Genomic DNA, 24,360 nt, shown 5'->3' on the forward strand with positions numbered 1-24,360 from the left:
AGGCTACAAGCCACGTAGCGAAAGGCTTTCAGCCAGCTACTCCCACGTTACCCACAGCCGGTTCCACAGCGAATGGGGACAAGTCAAAACGGTGACAAAACAGGGATTTGCGGCGGCTATATGTCGCGCTTTGGAGGGCGGCTGGATTTGTTTTCCACAATTTCGAAAGCGACCCAAAAACAAATGTGGGAGGGGGCTTGCTCCCGATAGCAATTTGTCAGCCCGCACTTCGCAAACTGACACTCCACTATCGGGAGCAAGCCCCCTCCCACAGGGGTCATGCGTCAAAATTTGAGATCAGTGACCGCCCAGATAGGCGTTACGCACCTCTTCATTCACCAGCAACTCCTTACCGGTACCCGTCAGGCGAATCTCGCCGTTAACCATCACATAAGCCCGGTCCGACAAGCGCAATGCATGGTTGGCGTTCTGCTCCACGAGGAAGATGGTCATCCCGGTCGCCGCCAGTTCACGCAGGGTGGCGAAGATCTGCTTCACCACAATCGGCGCCAGGCCCAGGCTCGGTTCGTCCAGCAGCAACAGCTTGGGCCGGCTCATCAGCGCGCGAGCGATGGCGAGCATTTGCTGCTCTCCCCCGGACATGGTCATGGCGCGCTGTGTGCGCCGCTCCTTGAGCCGCGGGAACAGTTCGAACATGCGCTGCATATCTTCCTGGGCGAATTTGTCACCAATCGGAATGGTCCCCATCAGCAGGTTTTCCTCGACGGTCATGTCGGGGAACACCCGCCGCCCTTCCGGCGACTGCGCAATGCCGTTGGAGGCAATGTAGTGGGACGACTTGTGAGTAATGTCGACGCCGTTATAGAGAATCTGACCGGACTCGGCGCGTGGCTGGCCGAAGATCGACATCAGCAACGTGGATTTACCCGCGCCGTTGGAGCCGATCAGGCTCACGGTTTCACCTTCGTTAATGTGCAGCGAGACTTTTTTCAGGGCTTGGATCGGGCCGTAAAACACATCCAGGTCCTTCATTTCGAGGATAGGCGCACTCATACCAGCTCCTCTTCGTCTGCGCCCAGGTAGGCGGCAATCACTTTCGGGTCATTGCGGATCGCTTCCGGGCCGCCTTCGGCAATCACGTTGCCGTGGTCGAGTACCACGATGTGATCGGAAATACTCATCACCATGCCCATGTCATGTTCGATCAGCACCACCGTGAGATCGTGTTCGTCGCGCAGCAGGCGAATCATCGCGCTGAGCGCTTCGGTTTCCTGCGGGTTAAGGCCCGCTGCCGGTTCATCCAGGCAGATGATCTGCGGCCGGGTGCACATGGCACGGGCGATTTCCAGGCGGCGCTGCTGGCCGTAGGAAAGCTCACCGGCCAGGCGGTTGGCGCAGTCCACCAAGTCGACCACTTCCAGCCAATAGAACGCATGGTCGAGGGCATCGCTTTCGGCCTTACGGTAGCCCTTGGTGTTGAGGATGCCCGCGAGCATGTTGCGGTTGACCCACATGTGTTGGGCCACCAGCAGGTTTTCCAGTACCGACATTTCCTTGAATAGGCGAATGTTCTGGAAGGTCCGCGCCAGGCCTGCGCGGTTCACCAGGTGGGTGCCACCGAACATCTTGTAGTACACGCGGCTGAAGAAGCTTTTTGGCGACACGAAGTCGGCAGCTTTGAACCGCTCGCCAAGCAGCTGGATCACGTTGGTCTGCTTGCCCCGCACGTTGAGTTCGATCTTGCCGCCACTGGCTTTGTAGAAGCCAGTGAGGCAGTTGAACACGGTGGTCTTGCCGGCGCCGTTGGGGCCAATCAAGGCGAAGATCGAGTTGCGTTTGACCTTGAGGCTCACATCGCTCAAAGCCTTGATGCCACCGAAGTGCATCATCAAATGTTCGACGGAGAGCACGACTTCTTTGCTCATGGCGCCACTCCTTTACGTGGGGTCACACCGGTTCGGCTGATCCGAATCAGGCCACGTGGCCGCCAGATCATCATCACCACCATCAATACGCCAAACAGCAGCACGCGGTACTCGGAGAAGCTGCGCAGCAGTTCAGGCGCAACCGTCAACACGAACGCCGCGATCACTACGCCGACCGTCGAGCCCATGCCGCCCAATACCACGATGGCCAGGATCAACGCCGACTCGAAGAAGGTGAACGACGATGGGTTGACGAAGCCCTGGTAGCTGGCAAAGAACACCCCGGCCAGGCCGGCCGTGGACGCGCCGATGGTAAACGCCGAAAGCTTGACCAGCACGTGGTTCAGCCCCATGGAACGGCAGGCGATTTCATCTTCGCGCAAGGCTTCCCAGGCGCGGCCGACCGGCATACGGGTCAGGCGATGCTTGATGTACAGCACGGCCAGCACCACCAGGAACAGCACGATGTAGATGAACATGAACTTGATGTTGGGGTTGTAATCGAGGCCGAAGAACTCGTGGAACGGAATCCCACCGTCCTTCGCTTTACGCCCGAACTCAATGCCCAGAAACGTTGGCGAAGGCACCGGCATGCCGTTCGGGCCGCCGGTAAACGACAGCCAGTTATTCAGCACCAGCCGGATGATTTCACCGAAGCCCAAGGTCACGATGGCCAAATAGTCACCGTGCATGCGTAGCACCGGGAACCCGAGTATGCACCCCGCTAACGCCGCAGCAATGGCCGCCAACGGCAGCACGCTCCAGAAGCCCAGGCCCAGGTATTGATAACCCAGTGCCAGGCCATAGGCACCAATGGCGTAGAACGCCACGTAACCCAGGTCGAGCAAGCCGGCCAATCCCACCACGATGTTCAGGCCCAGGCCGAGCAACACGTAAATCAGCCCAAGGATCACCACGGTCAGCAGGTACTTGTTGGCGAAGATCGGGAACACGATGGCGATCACGATCAGCGCCGGAATGATCCAGCGCAGGCGTGATTTATAGTCCGGCGCCAGCACGTGAACACCGGAGCTACTGCTCTCGAAACCCTGCAGAATCTTCAGCCCCTTGGGAGTTTGCAGGAACAGGCTGAGGGCAAAACGGCCGGCCATTACGATGGCGACCAGAATGGCCACGCGCGCCGGTTGCAGGTTGAAGCTGTAGCCGTCGAGGACCACGCCGACGATCGGACCGAACACGATCAACGAAATCAGCCCGGCGAGGACCGCATCGACCACACTTTTCTTGATATCGATAGATTTGGCAGCAGACATGTTTACACCTTCGCCACGAGCGGACGACCAAGCAGGCCCTGAGGACGGAAAATCAGAATCACCACCAGCAGTGAGAAACTGAACACGTCTTTGTAGTCAGAGTTGATCAACCCCGAGAACAGCGACTCGGAGATACCCAGGATGATCCCGCCGAGCATGGCCCCAGGCAGGGAACCAATGCCGCCGAGTACCGCTGCGGTAAATGCCTTGATGCCGATGATGAAGCCGGCGTAGAAGTCGAACGTGCCGTAGTTCAGGGTAATCAACACGCCAGCGAGGGCAGCCATGGCGGCACCGATGACAAACACGTAGGAGATTACGCGGTCGGTGTTGATGCCAAGGATGGACGCCATCTTGCGGTCTTGCTGGGTGGCACGGCACATGCGGCCGAGCTTGGTGTATTTGATGATATAGGTCAGCAGCCCCATGCCGAGAAACGCGGCCACCAGGATGAACACCTTGGTGTAGGTCAACTGCACGAACCCAGTGCCGATATCGACGCGCCAGGCGCCGGCCAGCAGGGTTGGAATGCCTTGTTGTTTCGCACCCTGGGCGATCTGCGCGTAGTTCTGCAGGATCAGGGAGATACCGATGGCGCTGATCAGCGGTGCCAGTCGGGTGGAGTTACGCAGCGGCTTATAGGCGACACGCTCGATGACCCACCCGTAAACGCCGGTGACGACCACGGTAAAGATCAAGGTGCCGAGGATGAGCAGCGGGAAGGATTCGATGCCGAAGTAAGCCAGCAGTGCCAGACTGATCGCCGCGAGGTAAGCGGAAATCATATAAACCTCGCCGTGGGCGAAGTTGATCATGCCAATGATGCCATAGACCATTGTGTAGCCGATGGCGATCAGGCCATAGACCGACCCGAGGGTCAGGCCATTGACCAGTTGCTGCAGGAAAATACCATCCATAACGCAATCTCACGCGGTGAGCACCTGCACACCAGTGGGTGTGCGGCGCTTCTGGAGGAAAAGACAGATCTGTTGCCGGTCAGGGGCAGGCAACCAAGTTCCTTGTGGGAGCTGGCTGGCGCCCACACACACCCGGCGCCCACAAGGTTCAGGGGTGCCGGGTAGATCGCGTGATTACTTCTGCTTTTCCAACTGGTGGTATTTGCCGTCTTTATCCCACTGATAAACCACGTAGTCGGAGATTTTCAGGTCGCCCTTGGCGTCCCAATTTTTCTCGCCCATCACGGTCTTGACCGGGTGCGATTTCAGCCATTTGGCCGCGTCTTCGCCTTTGTTGGACTTGGCGCCATTGAAGCCAGCGGCCAAGGCCTGGAGCGAGGCATAGGCGTACAGGGTGTAGCCTTCAGGTTCGGTGCCATTTTTGCGGAACTCTTCCACAACGGTCTTGCTGTCTGGCAGCAGGCGCGGGTCGGCGCCGAAAGTCATGTAGACGCCGTCTACGTATTGCGCGCCGCCCGCAGTGGCGACCAGTTCGTCGGTGACAATGCCGTCATCGGACATGAACTTGACGTCTTTGAGGCCCGCTTCGCGGATTTGGCGAACCAGTGGACCGGCTTCCGGGTGCAGGCCGCCGAAGTACACCACGTCAGCACCGGTGGAGCGGATTTTGGTGACCAACGCGCTGAAATCTTTCTCGCCACGGGTCAGGCCTTCTTCCAGCACCGGCTTGACGCCGCGCTTGGTCAACTGCTGAGCGGTGGCGTCAGCCAGGCCCTTGCCGTAGGTGTCCTTGTCGTTGATAACGGCGACTTTCTTGCCCTTGAGCACGTCGACGATGTAGTCGCCAGCGACAATGCCTTGCTGGTCGTCACGCCCGCACATACGGAACACAGCGCTCAGGCCACGCTCGGTCACCTGTGGGTTGGTGGAACCCGGGGTGATCATGATGATGCCAGCATCGGCATACACCTCGGAAGCCGGAATGGTGTTGGATGAGCAGAAGTGCCCGACCACGCCGATCACTTTGTCCTGGTCTGCCAGGCGGTTGGCGACAGCCACAGCCTGCTTCGGCTCACAGGCGTCGTCGCCGGCCACCAGTTTGATCTGCTCGCCGTTGATCCCGCCAGCCTTGTTGATCACATCGGCTGCCGCTTGGGCACCCTTCATGTACTGCTCACCGAAAGCTGCGTTGGCACCCGTCATCGGGCCCGCCACGCCAATCTTCACATCAGCTTGAACAAACGTAGAAACACCCAGCGCCGTTGCAACGGCGAGGGCCAGAAAACCTTTCTTGTAAAACGTCTGGGACATGAGTGGTGCTCCGAGGTTTTTGTTTATTGGCACTACGAATTCAATGCAAACCTTCAACTGAAACTTTCAGAGAAAGCCAAGAGCAAGGCGCGTGCCATTACGTTTTTATTCTTCAAAAAGACACGGTGTCATTGTTATTACAGGCGTTTCGCCGCCTTTTGCCAGGACGTGCAACCGTCTAGCATCTAGAGGTGCAACCAATGGCCCCAAAAAGTACAACCCTGATAGGTCATACCTGCAACCAAGCGGATAAACGACAGTTCCTGCACCTGTAACAATGTGCGTAACGGAACTGCACATTTACAGTGCGTGATTGCTACAACTTGCACCAATACAGATTAGTAGCCTGCTAAGAAAATGCAGGCTTCTGACAGGTATTTCGCTGATCAGATCACGATCCGCAGGCATTGGCCCGCGTGATACAGCGAAAATCCGGCCTCATACAGGCAACTGCGCAACCCTGCCCCGGCCAACGGCTGCATAGGCGCAAAAGGAATCGGCAAGGCCTGGGGGTTCTGGTGACACAAATAGTCGGCAAATGCCTTGCCCACGACGCTGCCGGTGGTCACACCTCGCCCGTTATAGCCCGTTACGGCTACCACGCCTGGCGCCGGTTCGAACAGGCGCATCAGATGGTCCGGCGTGAAGGCGATACAGCCGGTCCAGGTGTATTCCCACTGCACCGAGTTGAGGTACGGGAAGTAATGCTGCTGCACCCGATCGGCCCATGCTTTGAGGAACCACGCCGGTTTCTGGTTACCATTGCCCAGGCTACCGAGTAACAAACGACCGTCAGCATCGCGGCGGATGCTGCTCAACACCTGGCGCGTGTCCCAAGAGCCCTGCCCGCCGGGGAGGATTTGTTGGGCGGCGGCGTCCGTCAGCGGGGCCGATGCGACCTGGTAGTAATAACCGGGGAAGAAATTGCGCCGTAATTCTGTCCATTCACCTTCGGTGTAGGCATTCGAGGCGATGACCACCTGTGCAGCTTGCACCGAGCCCTGCGCGGTTTGCACCGACCAGGCTGCGCCCTGGCGCTCCAGTTGGGTGACGGGGGAATGGTCGAAAAGCTGCCCGCCCAGGCTAACCGCCGCATTCGCCAAACCACTGGTGTAAGCCATTGGGTTCAAGGTGCCAGCACGCCGATCCAGCAGGGCAGCGGCGATCTTTTTAGTCCCCGTGGCCTGTTCGCAGGCCTGTCCGGTCAGCAGCTCAACCGGCGCGCCACGGCGCTTCCACTGTTCTTCACGACTGCGTAAATCCGCCTCGCCACGGGCGTTGTGCGCCATGTGCAAGGTGCCCTCGCGGCGCAATTGGCAATCGATGTTGTATTTGTCGATCAAGCTGAACACCAGCGACGGCGCCGCGCCCAACATGCGGTTGAGCTGGCTGCCCACCGCTTCGCCGAAACCGGCTTCGATCTCATCCGGGGGAATCCACAGGCCAGCGTTGACCAGCCCGACGTTACGCCCCGAACCGCCATGGCCGGTGCGATGGGCCTCCAGCACGGCGACGCTTTTGCCCTGTTCCAGCAAGTGAATGGCCGCCGACAAACCGGTAATCCCGGCGCCGATCACGCACACATCCACCTTGACCTCGCCCTTGAGCACAGCGCGATCCGGCCGGCCAGGGGTAAGGTGTTCCCACAAACATGCTTCGCGTAATGGCATTGCCAGACTCCGGAGAGGACCTAACAAACATCTATTTTTTAAATTGTGAACCCAATCAACTGTGGGAGCGGGCTTGCTCGCGAGTGCGGTGTGTCAGGTAATAGACTCATAACTGATCCACCGCATTCGCGAGCAAGCCCGCTCCCACATTTTGAGCCACTGCGACTCAAGGAAATCAGTCGAACGTAATACCCTGCGCCAGCGGCAATTCCAGCGAATAGTTCACGGTATTGGTCTGACGACGCATGTACCCGCGCCACGCATCCGACCCCGACTCACGCCCGCCACCGGTCTCTTTCTCGCCGCCAAACGCGCCGCCGATTTCCGCGCCGCTCGGACCGATGTTGACGTTAGCAATGCCGCAGTCACTGCCCACCGCCGACATGAACTGCTCGGCTTCACGTACATCGGTAGTGAAGATGCACGACGACAGGCCTTGCGGCACGGCGTTGTTCAGGCGCAGGGCTTCGGCGAAGTCGCTGTAGCCGATCACATACAGAATCGGTGCGAAGGTTTCGGTGCACACCACGTCGCTTTGCTCCGGCATTTCCACAATCGCCGGCGACACGTAATAGGCATTCGGGAATTTATCTTCCAACTGTCGCTTGCCACCGAATACCTTGCCGCCTTCGCTCAAGGCTTGCTCCAGGGCATCCTGCATGTTTTCAAAGCCGTGTTTGTCGATCAGCGGGCCGATCAGGTTGCCTTCCAGTGGGTGGCCGATGCGCACCTTGGAATAGGCGGCCTTGAGGCGGGTGACGATTTCTTCTTTGACCGACTCATGGGCGATCAGCCGACGCAAGGTGGTGCAACGCTGGCCAGCGGTGCCGACGGCGCTGAACAGGATGGCGCGTACGGCCATGTCCAGGTCGGCGCTAGGGCCGAGGATCATCGCGTTGTTGCCGCCCAACTCGAGAATGCTGCGGGCAAAACGCGCAGCGACTTTGGGCGCCACTTCGCGGCCCATGCGGGTGCTGCCGGTGGCGCTGATCAGCGCCACGCGTGGGTCGTCCACCAGTGCAGCACCGGCGTCACGGCCGCCAATGATCACTTGGCTCAGGTACTCGGGCGCATCGGTAAATTTCTTCAGCACGCGCTCGAACAGTGCCTGGCACGCCAGGGCGGTCAGCGGGGTCTTTTCCGACGGCTTCCAGATCACGGCGTTGCCGCACACCAGCGCCAGCGTGGTGTTCCACGCCCACACGGCCACCGGGAAGTTGAAGGCGCTGATCACGCCGACCACGCCCAGCGGGTGCCAGGTTTCTCGCATGTGGTGGCCCGGGCGCTCGGATGCGATGGTCAAGCCGTACAACTGGCGGGACAGGCCGACGGCGAAGTCGCAAATGTCGATCATTTCCTGCACTTCACCCAACCCTTCCTGGGTGATCTTGCCGGCTTCCCAGGACACCAGCTCACCCAAGTCGGCCTTGTATTCGCGCAGTACGTCACCGAACTGGCGCACCAGCTCGCCACGACGCGGTGCCGGCACCTTGCGCCAAGCCTCGAATGCATGCTCGGCGCGACTGACCTGTTGCTCCACCTCAGCGGCACCTTCCCAGTGCACGCTGGCGATACGGCTGCCATCAATCGGTGAATGCACGGGTTGTTTCCCCGACTGGTACAGCGCCGGGTTTACCCCGAGACGATCAAGCAATGCGGCAACCATGGGTCACTCCTTCAATCTCAAACAAAAAATTCGCGCCGCCACAGACACGGCGATCCAGGCCTTATTTGTAGCTGGCCCAAGACTTGCCAACAAACGACGATTAGGCGAGATATCATTCCGTTTATTCATGCAAAGAATAAAAAGAGGCGTGCCGTGCTGAACAAAAGACATTTGCCCTCGATCACCGCCCTGCAGTGTTTCGAAGCCGCCACCCGCCACCTGAGCTTCACCCGCGCTGCCGAGGAACTGAACCTGACGCAAAGCGCGGTGAGCAAGCAGGTGGCGCAGTTGGAAGAATTGCTCCAGCACCTGCTGTTTCGCCGCGTGCGCCGACGCTTGCAGATGACCCCGGCGGGCGATTTGTACCTGGTGGAAGTGCGCAAGATCCTCACCCAGGTGGAGATGTCCACTCACTACTTGCGCTCCTACGGCGGCGAGACCGAAGTGCTGCGCGTGTCCACGCCCTACACCTTTGGCGCACGCTGGCTGGTGCCGCGCCTCAAGGGCTGGCGCCTGCGTCACCCGCAAATCCATTTGGACCTGTGCAACGAACAGGAACCGGACGAGTTGCTGCAAGGCAAGGCTGACATGGCGTTCTATTTCGGCCAAGGCTCACGGCCTGGCACCGAGAGCCTGAAACTGTTCAGCGAGGAGTTGGTGCCGGTGTGCGCGCCGGAAAGCCTGCCCGCGCAGCCGTTCACCGACCCCACGCAACTGAGCGACCTGGTGCTGCTACAAAACGCTTCTAGGCCTCAGGGCTGGCATGACTGGTTCGCCAGCCAGGGCTTCCACACCGAGCACAGCTACCATGGGCCGCGTTTCGACACCTTCTATATGTGCATTCGCGCAGCGCAGGTGGGCTGCGGGGTGGCGCTGCTGCCGCGTTTTTTGGTGGAAGAAGAACTGGCCGACGGCAAGCTAGTGATTCCTTGGCAGCATGCATTGCCGAGCCAGGATGCGTATTACCTGGCGTATCCGGAGCATTCGGCGGAAGTGCCCAAGGTTCGGGACTTTGTGAAGTGGATGATGGAGCAGGTTGAACCTGTTTGAGCCACGTCGCCCGACATGCCGCCTTCGCGAGCAAGCCCGCTCCCACATTGGAATGCATTTCAAGTGTGGGAGCGGGCTTGCTCGCGAAGGCGCCAGTGGCCACAACAAAGGTCCCAATATGAAAAAACGCTGGCAAAACCACACAGGTCTATGCGCCACTAGCGCCATTCCTTAATTGTGCGTAAAGGTCGGCGCCCATCGCCGACCCGTCTGGAGATTCCCGTTATGAGCGAGAGTGTGTTTGCCGATCGCATCGTGCAGAACCTGCTCGACACCGACTTCTACAAGCTGACCATGATGCAGGCGGTGCTGCACAACTACCCGAACGTGGAGGTTGAATGGGAGTTTCGTTGCCGCAACAGTGAAGACCTGCGCCCGTACCTGGCGGAAATTCGTTACCAGATCGAGCGCCTCGCCGAACTGAGCCTGAGCCCGGACCAGCTTGGTTTTCTTGAGCGCATCAGCTTCATGAAGCCGGATTTCTTGCGCTTCCTCGGGCTGTTCCGCTTCAACCTGCGCTATGTACAAACCGGCATCGAGAACGGCGAGCTGTTCATCCGCCTGCGCGGGCCGTGGCTGCATGTGATCCTGTTTGAAGTGCCGATGCTGGCCATCGTCAGCGAAGTCCGTAACCGCTACCGCTACCAGACCGTGATCCTCGAACAGGCACGCGAGCAGCTGTACCGCAAGTTCGACTGGCTGACCGCCAACGCCAGCAGCGACGAGCTGTCGGAGTTGCAAGTGGCCGACTTCGGCACGCGTCGGCGCTTCTCGTACCGGGTCCAGGAAGAAGTGGTGAGCGTGCTCAAGCACGACTTCCCCGGGCGTTTTGTCGGCACCAGCAACGTGCACCTGGCCCGCGAGTTCGATATGAAGCCGCTCGGCACCATGGCCCACGAATGGATCATGGCCCACCAGCAACTTGGCCCGCGCCTGATCGACAGCCAGATTGCCGCGCTCGATTGCTGGGTGCGCGAGTACCGTGGCCTACTGGGCATCGCCCTGACTGACTGCATCACCACCGACGCCTTCCTAGGCGACTTCGACTTGTACTTCGCCAAGCTGTTCGACGGCCTGCGCCATGACTCCGGAGACCCGGTGCAGTGGGCAGAAAAAGCCATCGCCCACTACCACAAACTCGGCATCGAGCCGATGAGCAAGACCTTGGTGTTCTCCGACAGCCTGTCGCTGCCCAAGGCGCTAGAGATTTTCCGCGCATTGCGCGGTCGTATTAATGTCAGCTTTGGCATCGGTACCAACCTGACCTGCGACATTCCAGGGGTTGAGCCGATGAGCATCGTGCTTAAGATGACGGCCTGCAATGGCCAACCCGTCGCGAAGATCTCCGATGAAGCGGGCAAGACCCACTGCACCGACCCGAATTTCGTCGCCTATTTGCGCCACGTTTTCAAAGTACCTGCCCTACCTAGCAAGGAGTGAATCATGCAAGCCGTACAGCGTGAGATTGCGCAGCAGCTCAAGGTCCAAGCACCGTTCAAGGACCAGGCCGCCCTGGAGGCCGAAGTCGCCCGCCGCGTGACATTTATCCAGGATTGCCTGCGCAATTCCGGGCTCAAGGCATTGGTGCTGGGCATCAGCGGCGGTGTCGACTCCCTGACCGCAGGCCTGCTGGCCCAACGGGCGATGCAGGAACTGCGCGCCAGCACGGGTGATGAGGCCTATCGTTTTATCGCGGTGCGCCTGCCCTACGAAACCCAATTCGACGAAATCGACGCCCAGGCATCGGTAGATTTTATCGAACCGGACGAGCGCCACACCGTCAACATCGGCCCAGCGGTAAAATCCCTGGCCAATGAAGTGGCGGCGTTTGAAGACAAGGCGGCGGTGTCGCGTGATTTCGTGCTGGGCAACACCAAGGCGCGCATGCGCATGGTGGCGCAATACACCATCGCCGGCGCGGCCGGTGGCCTGGTGATCGGCACGGACCATGCGGCGGAAGCGGTGATGGGCTTTTTCACCAAATTCGGTGATGGCGCCTGCGACCTGGCGCCGTTGAGTGGTTTGGTGAAAAACCAGGTGCGCGCGATTGCTCGGCACTTTGGGGCGCCGGAATCGTTGGTCGAGAAAATCCCGACGGCCGACCTTGAAGACCTGTCGCCGGGCAAGCCAGACGAAGCCTCCCACGGCGTGACTTACGCCGAGATCGATGCGTTCTTGCATGGCGAGCCGGTGCGCGAGGAAGCGTTCAGGATCATTTGCGACACCTACCGCAAGACTGAGCATAAGCGGGTCATGCCATTCGCGCCGTGAGGTAGATCGCTATCGCAGACAAGCCTGCGATGAACGATAACGCGGAGCCACTGACCGCCCACAAAAAAGCGCCCCACCAGGCGCTTTTTTTTCGACCGGAATCGGCTTACTTGACGGTCACAGTGCCTTTCATCATCGAGATGTGGCCTGGGAACGAGCAGAAGAACGCATAGTCGGTACCGGCAGCCAGCTTCGATACATCGAAGGTCACCGAATCTTTCTCGCCAGCACCGATAATTTTGGTGTGGGCGAGGATGCGGGTGTCGCCGTCTTTCAGGTAGTTCTTGTCGATACCGGCGGCCATACCGTCGCTGGCAATGCCAGGCATATCGGCGGCGGAGCTCAGCACCCAGTTATGACCCATGACGTTCTTCGGCAAGCTGCCGGAGTGAGTCAGCTCAACGGTGAATGTCTTGCAGCTTTTATCGATTTCAATGGCCTTGGTGTTGAAGGACATTTGGTCGGTGGAGTCGACGGTGACCTTGCACTCTGCAGCAAGCAACTGGCCACTCGCCAGAGTCAGCAGGGAAACAGCAACGAGTTTGGCAAACATGTGAATCTCCAAGGCAGGGTTTAATAAACGCGGATTGCGACAAGGGTGCCTCAAGCAGGCTTGAATTCTTATGACCTGAATCAACAGATTGTATACAACCTTAGGCTATCAGACTGATCAACACAATCTACCAACCAACAGTCGGCCACCTGTTTATGATCGACTCATCCCCCTTGGAGCCTGCGCCATGCACCTCAACCAACTGTTCAACGGCCTACTGGCCGCGTACGCCTGCGGTAAGTGAAGGCCAAGCGAGGTGCTAAGCTGCTACCATAGCGACCCAAGGCTGCTGCTCGCCGCCCCACCCTCACCTTCGACCTTAGAGGATCGCCCATGGCCAAACCTAATTACTCCTTCGCCAAACGTCAGAGAGACTTGGCCAAGGAGCAGAAGAAAGAGGAAAAGCTGCAACGCAAGAAAGCCACTGCAGATGAAGAAGCAGGCGCACTGAACCCGGATGCTGAAGGTGAAGTGGCGACGGATGAGACCGAGACACCGAAAGACCCGGCGGAATAAATTCTGTTGAGGTGAGCAGGCCCTCCCTGCTCACCTCAACCCACCCCCTATTCCAGCGGCATCACCGTCACCCGCACCTCCGGGTCATGGCTACCACCTCCCAGAATCACCCCGCGCAACGGCGACACATCCGAGAAATCACGGCCCCAGGCCAACGTGATGTGCTCCAGTGCCGGCTGCACGTTGTTGGTCGGATCAAAGTCTACCCAGCCCAACACCGGGCAATACACCGAGACCCACGCGTGGGACGCATCGGCGCCGATCAGCCGTGGCTGGCCGGGCGGTGGCTGGGTGAGCAGATATCCGCTGATGTACCGCGCCGCCAGGCCTCGCGAGCGTAGGCAGGCGAGCATCAGGTGGGCGAAGTCCTGGCACACGCCGCGTCGGCGCTCCAGCACCTCTACCAACGGCGTGGCGACCTGGGTGGCTTCGGCATCGAAGGTGAATTCGCTGAAAATTTTCTCCATCAATGCCTGAACACCGAGCAGTAAAGGCTCGCCAGATGGAAAACAGCTTTCGGAAAACTCAACGAAGGTTTTTTTCAGGTGCACGTAGGGCGATTCGAAGCGATAGCGGCAGGCTTCGAGCAACTGTGCTGACAGGGGCTGGCTACTGTAGGTCAGGCTGTCGCGGGTTTGATCCCAGGCTGGCGATTGTTGGAAATCCAGCGCAGGCCGCGCCAGCACTTCGACGGTCAGCCCGGCATTCACCAGCAGCTCATCGTGGGGGCGTTCGAACGCCAGGCGCGTGATCGGGTTGCCGAACACGTCCAGTTCATCGCGCCGCGCCGTCGGCTCCGGGCTGATCTCCAACTGTTGCGAAGTGCAACGCTGCCACGCGCACGGCCGTGGCCACAGGTGCGCCAGCTGTTGGGCCAGGGACACCGGGCTGTCGTAGTGATAGTGGGTATCGTGAAAAATCTGGTAGCGCGCACTCATCACACCGACACCGTTTGCTGGCTGACATCATCCACATGGGCAAAATGGCGCAACGCCAAGCGATCCGACACTTGCCCACTCTCATCGGCCACCGCTTGCAGCAGGTCGGCCAGGCCACCCAGTGCGGCACGCACGCTGGACTCGCCGAACAACGGGTTCTCCAGGCAACCTAGGTCGAAGCGCGCCAGGCGCTCCACCAGCGGCGCCAACCCAGCTTCCCGTGGTACACCAAAGTCATCGTTGAGACGACGCAAGGTACGGCTGACCAGTTTCAACTGGAACAGCACGGCATGCGGGTTCTGTTCATCCAGCAGCAATAAATCGAGCACCGGGATCAACTGTGGCACCGCCAGATAGCGCGAGCGATAGGTGATGCTGCTGTTGCCCAATTCCAGCAACCACTCCAACCCCGCCTGATCAAACACCCCCACGCCACGCAGGAACGCTGCAAGGCTGCTGCTGAGGAACTGCAACCGCTCAATGCGCCGCCCCATCATCAAGAAGCGCCATCCTTCGTCACGAGTCATATCGTCCAGGGCAAACCCGGACAGCGCCGCCAGCGACATCACCAGGCGGTTGAGGAAATCCAGCAGCTCGCCGAAGTCCGGGGTTTCGCTTTCCAGTTCCATGGCTTCGCGTTGCAGCTCTACCAAGGCTTGCCAGTTCTCCCGGGACAACTTGCCACGCACCTGGGACGCCGCCCACTGCAGGCGTTGCAGATTGGCGCGCAGGCTCGACGGCCAATCATCGCCGAGCAAGGCCGCGAGCAGGCGCTCGGGCAGCTCGCCCTCTTCCGGCAGCAAGCGCAGGGTTTCACCCAACTCGACCGCCGCCTGCAAGGCCAGCGGATCGTCACCGTCGACATACCGCGCCAGCACGACGCGCAGCCAGCGCGCGTTGTCATCACAACGCTCGCAGTAACGACCAAACCAGAACAGATTCTCCACCACACGTGACGGCAAATAAGGGTCGCGGCGCACCAGGTCATGGGCACCAATCGCACGTTGCGCGCGCCAATGCTCGCCACCGGCAGCGCGCTCGCCGAGCACCCAAGTGTCTTTACTGGCGCCGCCGCGCTGCATCGACACCACTTCGGCATCGGCCTCGGCGGCCACGCGGGTCAGGCCGCCGGGCAGCACACGGTAGCCTTCATCGCTAGCCACCGCGTACACACGCATGCCGATGGCGCGGTGTTGCAGATGGTCATCGACGGTGTGCCACACCGGCGCCTGGGAGAGTTGCGCCAGCTCCTGGGCGACGTAGGCGTAAGGCCGTGCGCGCATGCGTTCGGCCAGGGCCTGGCGTTGTTCTTCATTCAAGTCGCGGCCAAACACCGGGGTGAAGCTTTGCGATGGAAACGCGGGTTTGATCAGCAGCTCGGGCAGTTTCTCCAACGCCTCGGCCAGCACCGGCGCTTCACCGCACCACCAGGTGGCGATCGACGGCAGGATCAATTCTTCGCCGAACAGGAACTCGTTGATCTTCGGCAAAAAGCCGAGCAAACCGGGAGACTCCAACACGCCACTGCCGAGCGCGTTAGCCACCAGTACATTGCCCTGGCGTACCGCATCGAGCAGGCCGGGCACGCCCAGGGCCGAGTCGGTGCGCAACTCCAGCGGGTCGCAGAAGTCGTCGTCCAGGCGGCGCATGATCGCGTGCACTCGACGTAGCCCGCTGAGGGTTTTCAGGAAAACCGTGCTGTCGCGCACAGTGAGATCGCCGCCTTCCACCAGCGGGTAACCGAGCTGGCGGGCGAGGTAGAGGTGTTCGAAATAGCTTTCGTTGAAACGTCCCGGCGTGAGCAGCACGATCAGCGGTGACTGGTCATCACTCGGCGCCTGGCGAGCCAGGGTTTCCTGCAGCGTGCGGAAGAACCCAGTGAGGTGCTGCACCTGCAGGTCGCGATATAAATCCGGGAAAGCACGGGACACGATGGTGCGGTTTTCCAACGCATAACCTGCGCCCGACGGCGCCTGGGTGCGGTCGGCGGTCACCCACCAGCGGCCATCCGGCGTGCGCGCCAGGTCCACGGCATACAGGTGCAGAAACGCACCGTCGGGCGGCTGGATGCCCTGGCACGGCCACAGGAAATTATTATGCCCAAAGACCAGTTCAGCCGGCAGTAGGCCTTCTTTAATCAAACGCTGCGGGCCATACAAATCGGCCAACACCGCATTGAGCAGGCGCGCACGCTGGGCGATACCGGCTGACAGGTGCTGCCACTCATCGGCTGCCAGCACATGCGGGAGCAAATCCAGTTCCCACGGGCGATCGGCGCCCTTGGGGTCGGCGTAGACGTTGTAGGTCACGCCGTTTTCCTGAATCTGCCGGGTCAGCAGCGCCTGGCGCTGGGCCAATTGCGCGGGTGTGCTGCGCTGCAAGTGATCGAGCAAGCGCTGCCAATGCGCGCGCACCGCGCCGCTGTCGTCCAGCAGTTCGTGATAGGTGCCCGCGGTAAGCGGGTAACGGTCGAGCAAGTCGGGCATGGAACGCTCGGCAGAGGCAAGGGAAGTCAGATTAACTCAAATTTACTGCGATCTAATGCAGGAGCTGGCTTGCCAGCTCCCACAGTTTTTGGACCGTGCTTAGTCATTTTTATTGGGGAAACGCCGCAGATCCAGAGTCATGGGTAACTCGTCGTTGATCACTACAGTCGGCACCGCCAGCTTGCCCGGGCTATGCCCCAAGCGAAAAAACCGCGCCATGCGCCGGCTCTCGGCTTCATTGGCGTTCACCGGCAAGCTGTCGTAGTTGCGCCCGCCCGGGTGGGCGACATGGTACTGGCAGCCGCCCAGCGAGCGGCGCATCCAGGTGTCGAGCAGGTCGAACACCAATGGCGCGTGCACCGCGATAGTAGGTTGCAGGCAGTTGGCCGGTTGCCAGGCGCGATAACGCACGCCGGCGACGAACTCACCGATACGCCCGGTGGGTTGCAGCGGCACCGGGATGCCGTTGCAAGTCAGCAGGTAGCGTTGCGGCGGCAGCCCGCTCAACCTCACCTGCAAACGCTCAAGCGACGAATCCACATAACGCACCGTGCCGCCCACCGCGCCCTCCTCGCCCAGCACGTGCCAAGGCTCCAACGCTTGGCGCAGTTCAAGTTCGATACCGCTGACGGCGTAATCGCCGACCTTGGGGAAACGGAACGCCAGGTGCGCAGCAAACCACTCGGCCCGCAGCGGGTAACCGGCGGCATTCAGCTCGACGATCACGTCAGCGAAGTCCTGCTCGATGAAGTGCGGCAACAAAAAGCGGTCGTGCAGCTCGGTGCCCCAGCGTGCCAGTTTCGGCGGCGCATACGGCTCACGCCAGAAGCGTGCGACCAAGGCGCGCAGCAGCAATTGCTGGGTCAGACTCATGCGCGCGTGGGGCGGCATTTCAAAAGCACGCAGTTCCAGCAGGCCCAGACGACCGGTGGCGCCGTCTGGCGAGTAGAGCTTGTCGATGCAGAATTCAGCGCGGTGGGTGTTGCCGGTCACGTCGATCAACAGGTTGCGCAGCAGGCGGTCGACCAACCACGGCGGGCACTCTTCGCCGGGCTCAGGCATTTGCGCGAAGGCGATTTCCAGCTCATACAGCGCGTCGTTACGCGCCTCATCCACCCGTGGCGCCTGGGAGGTCGGGCCGATAAACAGCCCTGAAAACAGGTACGACAGCGAGGGATGGTTATGCCAATAACTGATCAAACTGCGCAGCAAGTCCGGGCGACGCAAGAAAGGTGAGTCCTTGGGCGTGGCGCCGCCGAGCACAAAATGATTACCGCCACCGGTGCCGGTGTGGCGGCCATCGATCATGAATTTTTCGGTGGTCAGGCGAGTTTGCCGCGCCTCCTCGTAGAGGAATTCGGTGCGTTCCACCAACTCGTCCCAGGTCGCGGACGGCTGCACGTTGACCTCGATCACACCCGGGTCCGGCGTGACCCGGAAGTTACTCAAGCGGGTGTCGAAGGGTGGCTCGTAGCCTTCCAGCAATACCGGGCAGTGCAGTTCCTCGGCGGTGGCTTCGATGGCGGCCACCAGTTCGAGGTAATCCTCGACGCGCTCCAGCGGCGGCATGAACAGATAGAGGCGCCCTTCCCGCGCTTCGGCGCACAGGGCGGTGCGGGTCAGCCAGTCGGCAGACTCATCGACTTTGGGCACGCGCTCATCGCTCGGCGCAGGCTCGCCGTGGCTTTGCAGCTGTCCGCTGGACGGCAGGTCCGGCTGATCCTGGTTTGGGTCGGTCGGGTGCACGAACGGATACTCGGCCGCCGTGACCCACGGCTGCGAGGCCAGCGGCAGGCGATAACCCAGTGGTGAATCGCCCGGCACCAGGCGGCAGTGGTTATCGCGCAGGTACCAGCGCCCGCTCTGCCAGCGGTCATTGGTCGCCGTGCGCGCCAGTGGCAGCACGTGGCCGATGACTTTATCCAGGCCCTGGCTGAACACCTTGCGCAGCCGCTCACGCTCCAGCTCGTCTCCCAGGCGCGGGTCCTGGGCGGTGACGTTTTGCGGCAGCGCACCTTCGCGCCACAGGTAGTAGAAGTTGTCTTCGAACGCCGGAAACACAAACCGCGTCGGCAGTTTCAGGTGCTCAGCGACGCTGGCCAGGAAGCGCCCAGCCATCACGCCATCGGCGCCATAGTCCTCTTGCTCATCGGCAATCAACGCGCTGTTGTGCCAGATTGGCACGCCGTCGCGGCGCCAGTAGCAGTTGAGCGACCAGCGCGGCAGTTGCTCGCCGGGATACCACTTGCCCTGGCCGAAATGCACCAAGCCTTTGGGGGCGTAGTGTTTACGCATGCGCTGGAACAGCTCAGCGGACAGGCGGCGCTTGTCCGGCCCCAATGCAGCGGTGTTCCACTCGGCGCCGTCAGGGTCGTCGATGGAGACGAAGGTCGGCTCGCCGCCCATGGTCAGACGCACATCGTCCTTGAGCAGGTCGGCATCGATCTGCCGGCCGAGGGCCTGGATCGCCAACCACTGCTCCTCGGTGTAGGGCTTAGTAACCCGAGGCGCTTCCCAGATGCGCTCCACCGACATCTCATGGGTGAATTTGCACTCGCAAGGTTCCACCAGCCCACTGATCGGCGCGGCGGAAGATGGTTCGGGACTACAGGCCAATGGGATATGACCTTCACCAGCGAACAACCCGGAAGTGGCATCCAAGCCGATCCAACCGGCGCCGGGCAAGTACACCTCGCACCAGGCGTGCAGGTCGGTAAAGTCCACCTCCGTGCCAGACGGGCCGTCGAGGGCTTTGACGTCGGCGGTCAGTTGGATCAGGTAGCCCGACACAAAACGCGCCGCCAACCCCAGGTTACGCAGCAGTTGCACCAGCAGCCAGGCCGAGTCACGGCAGGAGCCTGAAGCGTTTTCCAGAGTGAACTCCGGGGTTTGCACACCAGGCTCCATGCGGATCAGGTAGCCGATATCAGCAGCCAAGCGCTGGTTGAGCCCGACCAGGAAATCCACAGCCGGTAACGGCGTACGGTCGATACCGGCCAGGTAGGCGGCAAACTTCGGCGTCAGCGGCAGGGTTTCCAAGTACGGCGCCAGCTCGCGCTGCTCATCGGCGGCGTAGCTGAAGGGGATTTTTTCGGCGTAAGGCTCGAGGAAAAAGTCGAACGGGTTGAACACCGCCATCTCGGCGACCAGGTCGACCTCGATGCGCAGCTCAGCGGTCTTTTCCGGGAACACCAGGCGCGCCAGGTAATTGCCCTGCGGGTCCTGCTGCCAATTGATGAAGTGCTGCTCGGGCAGCACGTTGAGTGCGTAGGACAAAATCCGCGTGCGGCTATGGGCCGCCGGGCGCAAACGCACGATCTGTGGGCCGAGTTCGACAGCGCGGTCATAGCGGTAATGCGTAACGTGGTGCAACGCGACATGAATCGACACGGCGGCCTCCTGCGAGCCAGGGCATGGACACAACGCGCGCAAGACTTATGCCAGAGCGGCGGTCATTGCGCTTTATCGTGGGACCCGGTGCAGTACAGCACCAAAACGGCGCCGTCGTCAGTGCAATGGTGCGGGCGCTGCACGCATTTGTGGCGTGTGTGCGAGGTTGGGGTGGTGAATCTACCCAGTCAGCGGGCTTTGTGCGTTGCGATAATGGCTTGCCGCCCTCGCCCTCGGCCGCGTCGGCACGCTCCTTGGCCGCAGTCTTGGCTTGCTCGCGTTTGTCCCACGGGTTGCTGCCGTCGCGGCCACGTGGCGGCAGGCCGGTGTGCTGGGTGAGTATCTGGGTGGTGGTTTCCTTGGCGACCTCGTGGCTGCCAGCCGGCGTCGAGTTCCAAACGGCGCCGTCGTCAGTCCAATGGTGCACACGCGGCACATATTTATGGCGAGCGTGCGAGGCTGGGTGGCGAACCTACCCGGTCAGCGGGCCTTGTGCTTTGCGCTCATGGCTTCACGCAGGTGGCGGATTTCCAGGAGCTGACGGCGCATTTCCCGATGGCGTTTACTGTTCAGCAACAACAGCCCAAGCATTGGAAACAGCAACCCTATGACATAGGCGGCCATATGCGGCCGATAGCCATAGGTTGGTAATACGATCAAAAAGCACACCACGTAGAAGGCGACGATGGCCCAAACACCCCAGGTTCTGCCCCTGATCATGACAAAGTGGCTGACTGCCAAGAGCAGCCCCAAGACAACCGCCGCCACAAAAGAATAACGCGCTCGCTGTGGTTCACCGCGAAAAAAGGTACTTGATGCCAATGAAATGGCAGCGGACAGGGAAAAACAGGCAAGGAAAAATGCGCAAATAAACGCAGGGAAGTACTCAGCCAAAAAAGCTCTTAACGAGACGTGGCGCACCATCACTCAAGCTCCTCGTATAACCCTACTGCAATGGTTCGAATGTTGCCGGACAAGGCACTCCCGGTGAAGCCAATGGCGGCACCGAGGGAATCCCTGATCTGCGTAACGGTAGCGTGATTGATCTCGGTCGCCGAATAGCGCTTCACCAACTCACCGGAGCGCTGGCGCAACTTCAACAGCTTATTGCTCAGGCTTGGGTCTTTCAGGCTTAGCAACTCTTTGGTGAGCGCCTTACGTTGCTGCCGGGTCAAGCCTTTGGACAACTCGTACCAACTTCTACCCGTCGTTGCTTTTCGAGCCTGCAACAGTCGAACAGTCGTCAGGGTAGAGGCGCCGACGCCCAACAGCGAAGCCGCGTCCAATACCGGCATTGCATAGCGATACCATTCCTCGTTGTCCATATCGTCGTTGGCGGTCGGGTCGTTGAGTTCGTTGAACGTTCTCATACCTCCAACCACACACTGTGCGGTACTGGCCGTCGCAGCGGTGGCGCCGAGGCCCGCCACCACCAGGCTCGCGCCACCCGTGAACGGTACGGCGACAGTGCCGCTGAACACCACAATCCAGCCCAGAATCGCACCGGCACAAGACAACGTCGTATTGACGGCCTCCCCCACGAGCCGAGACTCACGCGGATTGTTGGTCACCTGATCGGCAAACTGTGCGGGGGCTATGTACTTCTGCGCTTCACGCAGAATGATGCGCTTGGGCTTGATGCTGCAGATGGGCTTGAATTCGCGCAGTGTGACGACATTGAAGTCGGCGTCGATATACACGACACCTGCGCCAACGATGCCGGGGTCTGCGTCAATGGCGGCGAACAGCCGTGGCAGGTTGATCTGGCTTTCGATGCGCTGACGCGCCATGAATTGGGAGCGGTTGGAGTCCATGCCGATACCGGCCAGGGGGTTGCCCATGGGGGGGATCTTCCTTGAAATGGGTGATGACTGAACTGACGCCTTCGCGAGCAAGCCCGCTCCCACAGTTGACCGAGTTCCAGCATGAGAATGCGGTCGAATGTGGGAGCGGGCTCGCTCGCGAAGGCGATTCAATGCGCGCCACCTTAACAAACAGACTACCCACCGGCTAGAAAGCAAAACGCCAGCACGAGGCTGGCGTTTTGTATTTCAGGCGGCGATCAACGCGGCACGACGGGCTTGCGCGCAGGCTTGCCGCCCTTGCCCTTGGCCGCATCCGCGCGCTCCTTGGCTGCCTGCTTGTTGCGCGCCATGGCTGCTGCCTTGGCTTGCTCGCGCTTGTCCCACGGGTTGCTGCCGTCGCTGCCACGCGGTGGTAAACCGGTGTGCTGGGTGAGGATCTTGGTGGTGGTTTCCTTGGCGACCTTGTGGCTGCCGGCCGGCGTCGAGTTCTTGCGACGTGCGCTCTGGTAGCTGTCGGTGGCCGGCTGGTGCAGCGGGATCAACTGGTCTTTGCCCGGCCCAATCAGGTCGGCACGGCCCATGCGGGTCAATGCTTCACGCAGCATCGGCCAGCCTTTCGGGTCGTGGTAGCGCAAGAAGGCCTTGTGCAGACGGCGCTGTTCTTCGCTCTTGACGATGGTCACCGCGTCGCTCTTGTAGGTGACCTTGCGCAGCGGGTTCTTGCCCGAGTGGTACATCGCGGTAGCGGTAGCCATCGGCGACGGGTAGAACGCCTGCACTTGGTCGGCGCGGAAGCCGTTGCCCTTGAGCCACAGGGCCAGGTTCATCATGTCTTCATCGGTAGTGCCGGGGTGGGCGGCGATGAAGTAAGGAATCAGGTACTGCTCCTTGCCCGCTTCCTTGGTGTACTTCTCGAACATGCGCTTGAACTTGTCATAGCTGCCAATGCCCGGCTTCATCATCTGGTTGAGCGGACCTTCCTCGGTGTGTTCCGGGGCGATCTTGAGGTAGCCACCGACGTGGTGGGTGACCAGCTCTTTGACGTATTCCGGCGACTCGACCGCGAGGTCGTAGCGCAGGCCGGAAGCGATCAGAATCTTCTTCACCCCCGGCAACGCACGGGCGCTGCGGTACAGCTGGATCAACGACGAATGGTCAGTGTTCAGGTTTGGGCAAATACCTGGGAATACGCACGACGGTTTGCGGCACGCGGATTCGATTTCCGGGCTCTTACAGGCGATGCGGTACATGTTCGCAGTCGGGCCGCCGAGGTCGGAGATCACGCCGGTAAAGCCTGGCACTTTGTCGCGGATTTCTTCGATTTCGCGAATGATCGACTCTTCGGAACGGTTCTGGATGATGCGGCCTTCGTGCTCGGTGATCGAGCAGAACGTACAGCCGCCGAAGCAGCCACGCATGATGTTCACCGAGAAGCGAATCATGTCGTAGGCCGGGATCTTTTCCTTGCCGTACACAGGGTGTGGGACACGTGCGTAAGGCATGCCAAACACGTAGTCCATTTCTTCGGTGGTCATCGGAATGGGCGGCGGGTTGAACCACACGTCCACCTCGCCGTGCTTCTGCACGAGGGCGCGGGCGTTGCCTGGGTTGGTTTCCAGGTGCAACACGCGGTTGGCGTGGGCGTAGAGCACCGCGTCGCCACGGACTTTTTCCACCGATGGCAGACGTATCACGGTCTTGTCGCGAGTCATGCGCGGGCTGGCCAGGATCTGTACGACCTTGGCTTCCTCAGGGTCATCCACCGGGCCTTTCTCTTGCTCGATGGCGCAGGCCTGGGTGTCCTGGGTGTTAACGTACGGGTTGATGATCTTGTCGACCTTACCCGGACGGTCGATACGCGTGGAGTCCACTTCGTACCAGCCCGCAGGCGTATCACGGCGAATGAACGCGGTGCCGCGCACGTCGGTGATGTCTTCGATCTTGTGGCCCCACGACAGGCGCTGGGCAACTTCGACGATGGCCCGCTCGGCGTTGCCGTACAGCAGGATATCGGCGGTGGCGTCGATCAGGATCGAGTTACGCACACGGTCCTGCCAGTAGTCGTAGTGGGCGATGCGGCGCAGGGAGGCTTCGATGCCACCGAGTACGATCGGCACGTTCTTGTAGGCTTCTTTACAGCGCTGGCTGTACACAAGGCTCGCGCGGTCAGGGCGTTTTCCGGCCATACCACCTGGGGTGTAGGCGTCGTCGGACCGGATTTTCTTGTCGGCGGTGTAGCGGTTGATCATCGAGTCCATGTTGCCGGCCGCGACGCCAAAGAACAGGTTCGGCTCGCCGAGCTTCATGAAGTCGTCTTTGGACTGCCAGTTCGGCTGCGCAATGATCCCTACGCGAAAGCCCTGGGACTCCAGCAGCCGACCGATGATTGCCATGCCGAAAGACGGGTGATCCACGTACGCATCACCGGTAACGATGATGATGTCGCAGGAATCCCAGCCAAGCTGATCCATCTCCTCCCTGCTCATCGGCAGGAATGGCGCAGGACCGAAACATTCGGCCCAGTACTTGGGATAGTCAAATAACGGCTTGGCTGTTTGCATGACGGTGACCGGTGTTGAGATGAAAAATCGCGGGCGCGGAATATAGCACAAATTTTGACCAATTCC

Annotated in this window: 18 protein-coding genes and 1 pseudogene; 4 read left to right on the forward strand and 15 right to left on the reverse strand. The window is 60.5% G+C overall.

What is annotated here, in order from left to right; all coding sequences use genetic code 11:
* Positions 1-297: 297 nt before the first annotated feature.
* The 7 genes from FW764_RS08550 to amaB all read right to left on the reverse strand — a co-directional run bounded on the left by FW764_RS08550 (position 298) and on the right by amaB (position 8,724).
* Positions 298-1,014, reverse strand: a complete 717-nt coding sequence (locus FW764_RS08550) for an ABC transporter ATP-binding protein (RefSeq protein ID WP_094949744.1) — start codon at positions 1,012-1,014, stop codon at positions 298-300.
* The gene (locus FW764_RS08555) at positions 1,011-1,886 is read right to left on the reverse strand and encodes an ABC transporter ATP-binding protein (RefSeq protein WP_446433565.1); all 876 of its coding nucleotides are present in this window, start codon (positions 1,884-1,886) and stop codon (positions 1,011-1,013) included. The genes FW764_RS08550 and FW764_RS08555 overlap by 4 nt, the downstream gene beginning before the upstream one ends.
* The gene (gene livM, locus FW764_RS08560; protein WP_446433566.1) at positions 1,883-3,160 is read right to left on the reverse strand and encodes a high-affinity branched-chain amino acid ABC transporter permease LivM; all 1,278 of its coding nucleotides are present in this window, start codon (positions 3,158-3,160) and stop codon (positions 1,883-1,885) included. The genes FW764_RS08555 and livM overlap by 4 nt, the downstream gene beginning before the upstream one ends.
* Before the next feature lie 2 nt (positions 3,161-3,162).
* Complete coding sequence (locus tag FW764_RS08565) at positions 3,163-4,077, reverse strand: ABC transporter permease subunit (RefSeq protein ID WP_017136076.1); 915 nt, start codon at positions 4,075-4,077, stop codon at positions 3,163-3,165.
* Positions 4,078-4,251: 174 nt separating this feature from the next.
* Complete coding sequence (locus FW764_RS08570) at positions 4,252-5,388, reverse strand: branched-chain amino acid ABC transporter substrate-binding protein (protein WP_446433567.1); 1,137 nt, start codon at positions 5,386-5,388, stop codon at positions 4,252-4,254.
* Positions 5,389-5,774: 386 nt separating this feature from the next.
* Positions 5,775-7,058 (reverse strand): L-pipecolate oxidase, encoded by a 1,284-nt coding sequence (amaA, locus tag FW764_RS08575; RefSeq protein ID WP_446433568.1) that lies wholly within the window; start codon positions 7,056-7,058, stop codon positions 5,775-5,777.
* Between the two features lie 175 nt (positions 7,059-7,233).
* A complete protein-coding gene (gene amaB / locus FW764_RS08580; RefSeq protein WP_446433569.1) occupies positions 7,234-8,724 on the reverse strand; it encodes an L-piperidine-6-carboxylate dehydrogenase in 1,491 nt (496 codons plus the stop codon).
* A 153-nt stretch (positions 8,725-8,877) separates the two neighbouring features.
* On the opposite strand from amaB, the gene FW764_RS08585 reads away from it, so the two are divergent.
* From FW764_RS08585 to nadE, 3 genes are all read left to right on the forward strand, one after another.
* Complete coding sequence (locus tag FW764_RS08585; protein ID WP_446433570.1) at positions 8,878-9,774, forward strand: LysR family transcriptional regulator; 897 nt, start codon at positions 8,878-8,880, stop codon at positions 9,772-9,774.
* Positions 9,775-9,999: 225 nt separating this feature from the next.
* Positions 10,000-11,214: a nicotinate phosphoribosyltransferase gene (pncB, locus tag FW764_RS08590; RefSeq protein ID WP_058423444.1), complete on the forward strand. Its 1,215-nt coding sequence runs from the start codon at positions 10,000-10,002 to the stop codon at positions 11,212-11,214.
* A gap of 3 nt (positions 11,215-11,217) precedes the next feature.
* The gene (nadE, locus tag FW764_RS08595; protein ID WP_446433571.1) at positions 11,218-12,045 is read left to right on the forward strand and encodes an ammonia-dependent NAD(+) synthetase; all 828 of its coding nucleotides are present in this window, start codon (positions 11,218-11,220) and stop codon (positions 12,043-12,045) included.
* 106 nt (positions 12,046-12,151) lie between these two features.
* Here the strand turns inward: nadE and azu are convergent, their stop codons facing one another.
* The gene (gene azu / locus FW764_RS08600; RefSeq protein ID WP_446433572.1) at positions 12,152-12,598 is read right to left on the reverse strand and encodes an azurin; all 447 of its coding nucleotides are present in this window, start codon (positions 12,596-12,598) and stop codon (positions 12,152-12,154) included.
* A 333-nt stretch (positions 12,599-12,931) separates the two neighbouring features.
* Between azu and FW764_RS08605 the strand changes: the two genes are divergently transcribed.
* The gene (locus FW764_RS08605; protein WP_064450422.1) at positions 12,932-13,114 is read left to right on the forward strand and encodes a hypothetical protein; all 183 of its coding nucleotides are present in this window, start codon (positions 12,932-12,934) and stop codon (positions 13,112-13,114) included.
* A 47-nt stretch (positions 13,115-13,161) separates the two neighbouring features.
* On the opposite strand, the gene FW764_RS08610 is transcribed toward FW764_RS08605, so the two are convergent.
* The 7 genes and pseudogenes from FW764_RS08610 to FW764_RS08640 form a co-directional block, all read right to left on the reverse strand.
* A complete protein-coding gene (locus tag FW764_RS08610; protein ID WP_446433573.1) occupies positions 13,162-14,052 on the reverse strand; it encodes a transglutaminase family protein in 891 nt (296 codons plus the stop codon).
* Positions 14,052-16,538 (reverse strand): circularly permuted type 2 ATP-grasp protein, encoded by a 2,487-nt coding sequence (locus tag FW764_RS08615; protein WP_446433574.1) that lies wholly within the window; start codon positions 16,536-16,538, stop codon positions 14,052-14,054. Before FW764_RS08615 ends, FW764_RS08610 begins: the two co-directional genes overlap by 1 nt.
* 99 nt (positions 16,539-16,637) lie before the next feature.
* Complete coding sequence (locus FW764_RS08620) at positions 16,638-19,928, reverse strand: transglutaminase family protein (RefSeq protein ID WP_446433575.1); 3,291 nt, start codon at positions 19,926-19,928, stop codon at positions 16,638-16,640.
* Positions 19,929-20,121: 193 nt separating this feature from the next.
* A pseudogene (locus tag FW764_RS08625) lies at positions 20,122-20,322 on the reverse strand (hypothetical protein); the annotation flags it as partial.
* Positions 20,323-20,408: 86 nt separating this feature from the next.
* Positions 20,409-20,852 carry a hypothetical protein gene (locus tag FW764_RS08630; RefSeq protein WP_446433576.1) on the reverse strand — a complete coding sequence of 148 codons (444 nt, stop codon included), beginning with the start codon at positions 20,850-20,852 and terminating at the stop codon, positions 20,409-20,411.
* Positions 20,852-21,769, reverse strand: a complete 918-nt coding sequence (locus FW764_RS08635; protein ID WP_446433577.1) for an NAD synthetase — start codon at positions 21,767-21,769, stop codon at positions 20,852-20,854. The genes FW764_RS08630 and FW764_RS08635 overlap by 1 nt, the downstream gene beginning before the upstream one ends.
* Before the next feature lie 221 nt (positions 21,770-21,990).
* On the reverse strand, positions 21,991-24,294 hold the full coding sequence (locus FW764_RS08640; RefSeq protein ID WP_083355541.1) for a YgiQ family radical SAM protein: 2,304 nt from the start codon (positions 24,292-24,294) through the stop codon (positions 21,991-21,993).
* Positions 24,295-24,360: the final 66 nt, after the last annotated feature.

Source organism: Pseudomonas sp. 1152_12 (assembly GCF_052850675.1).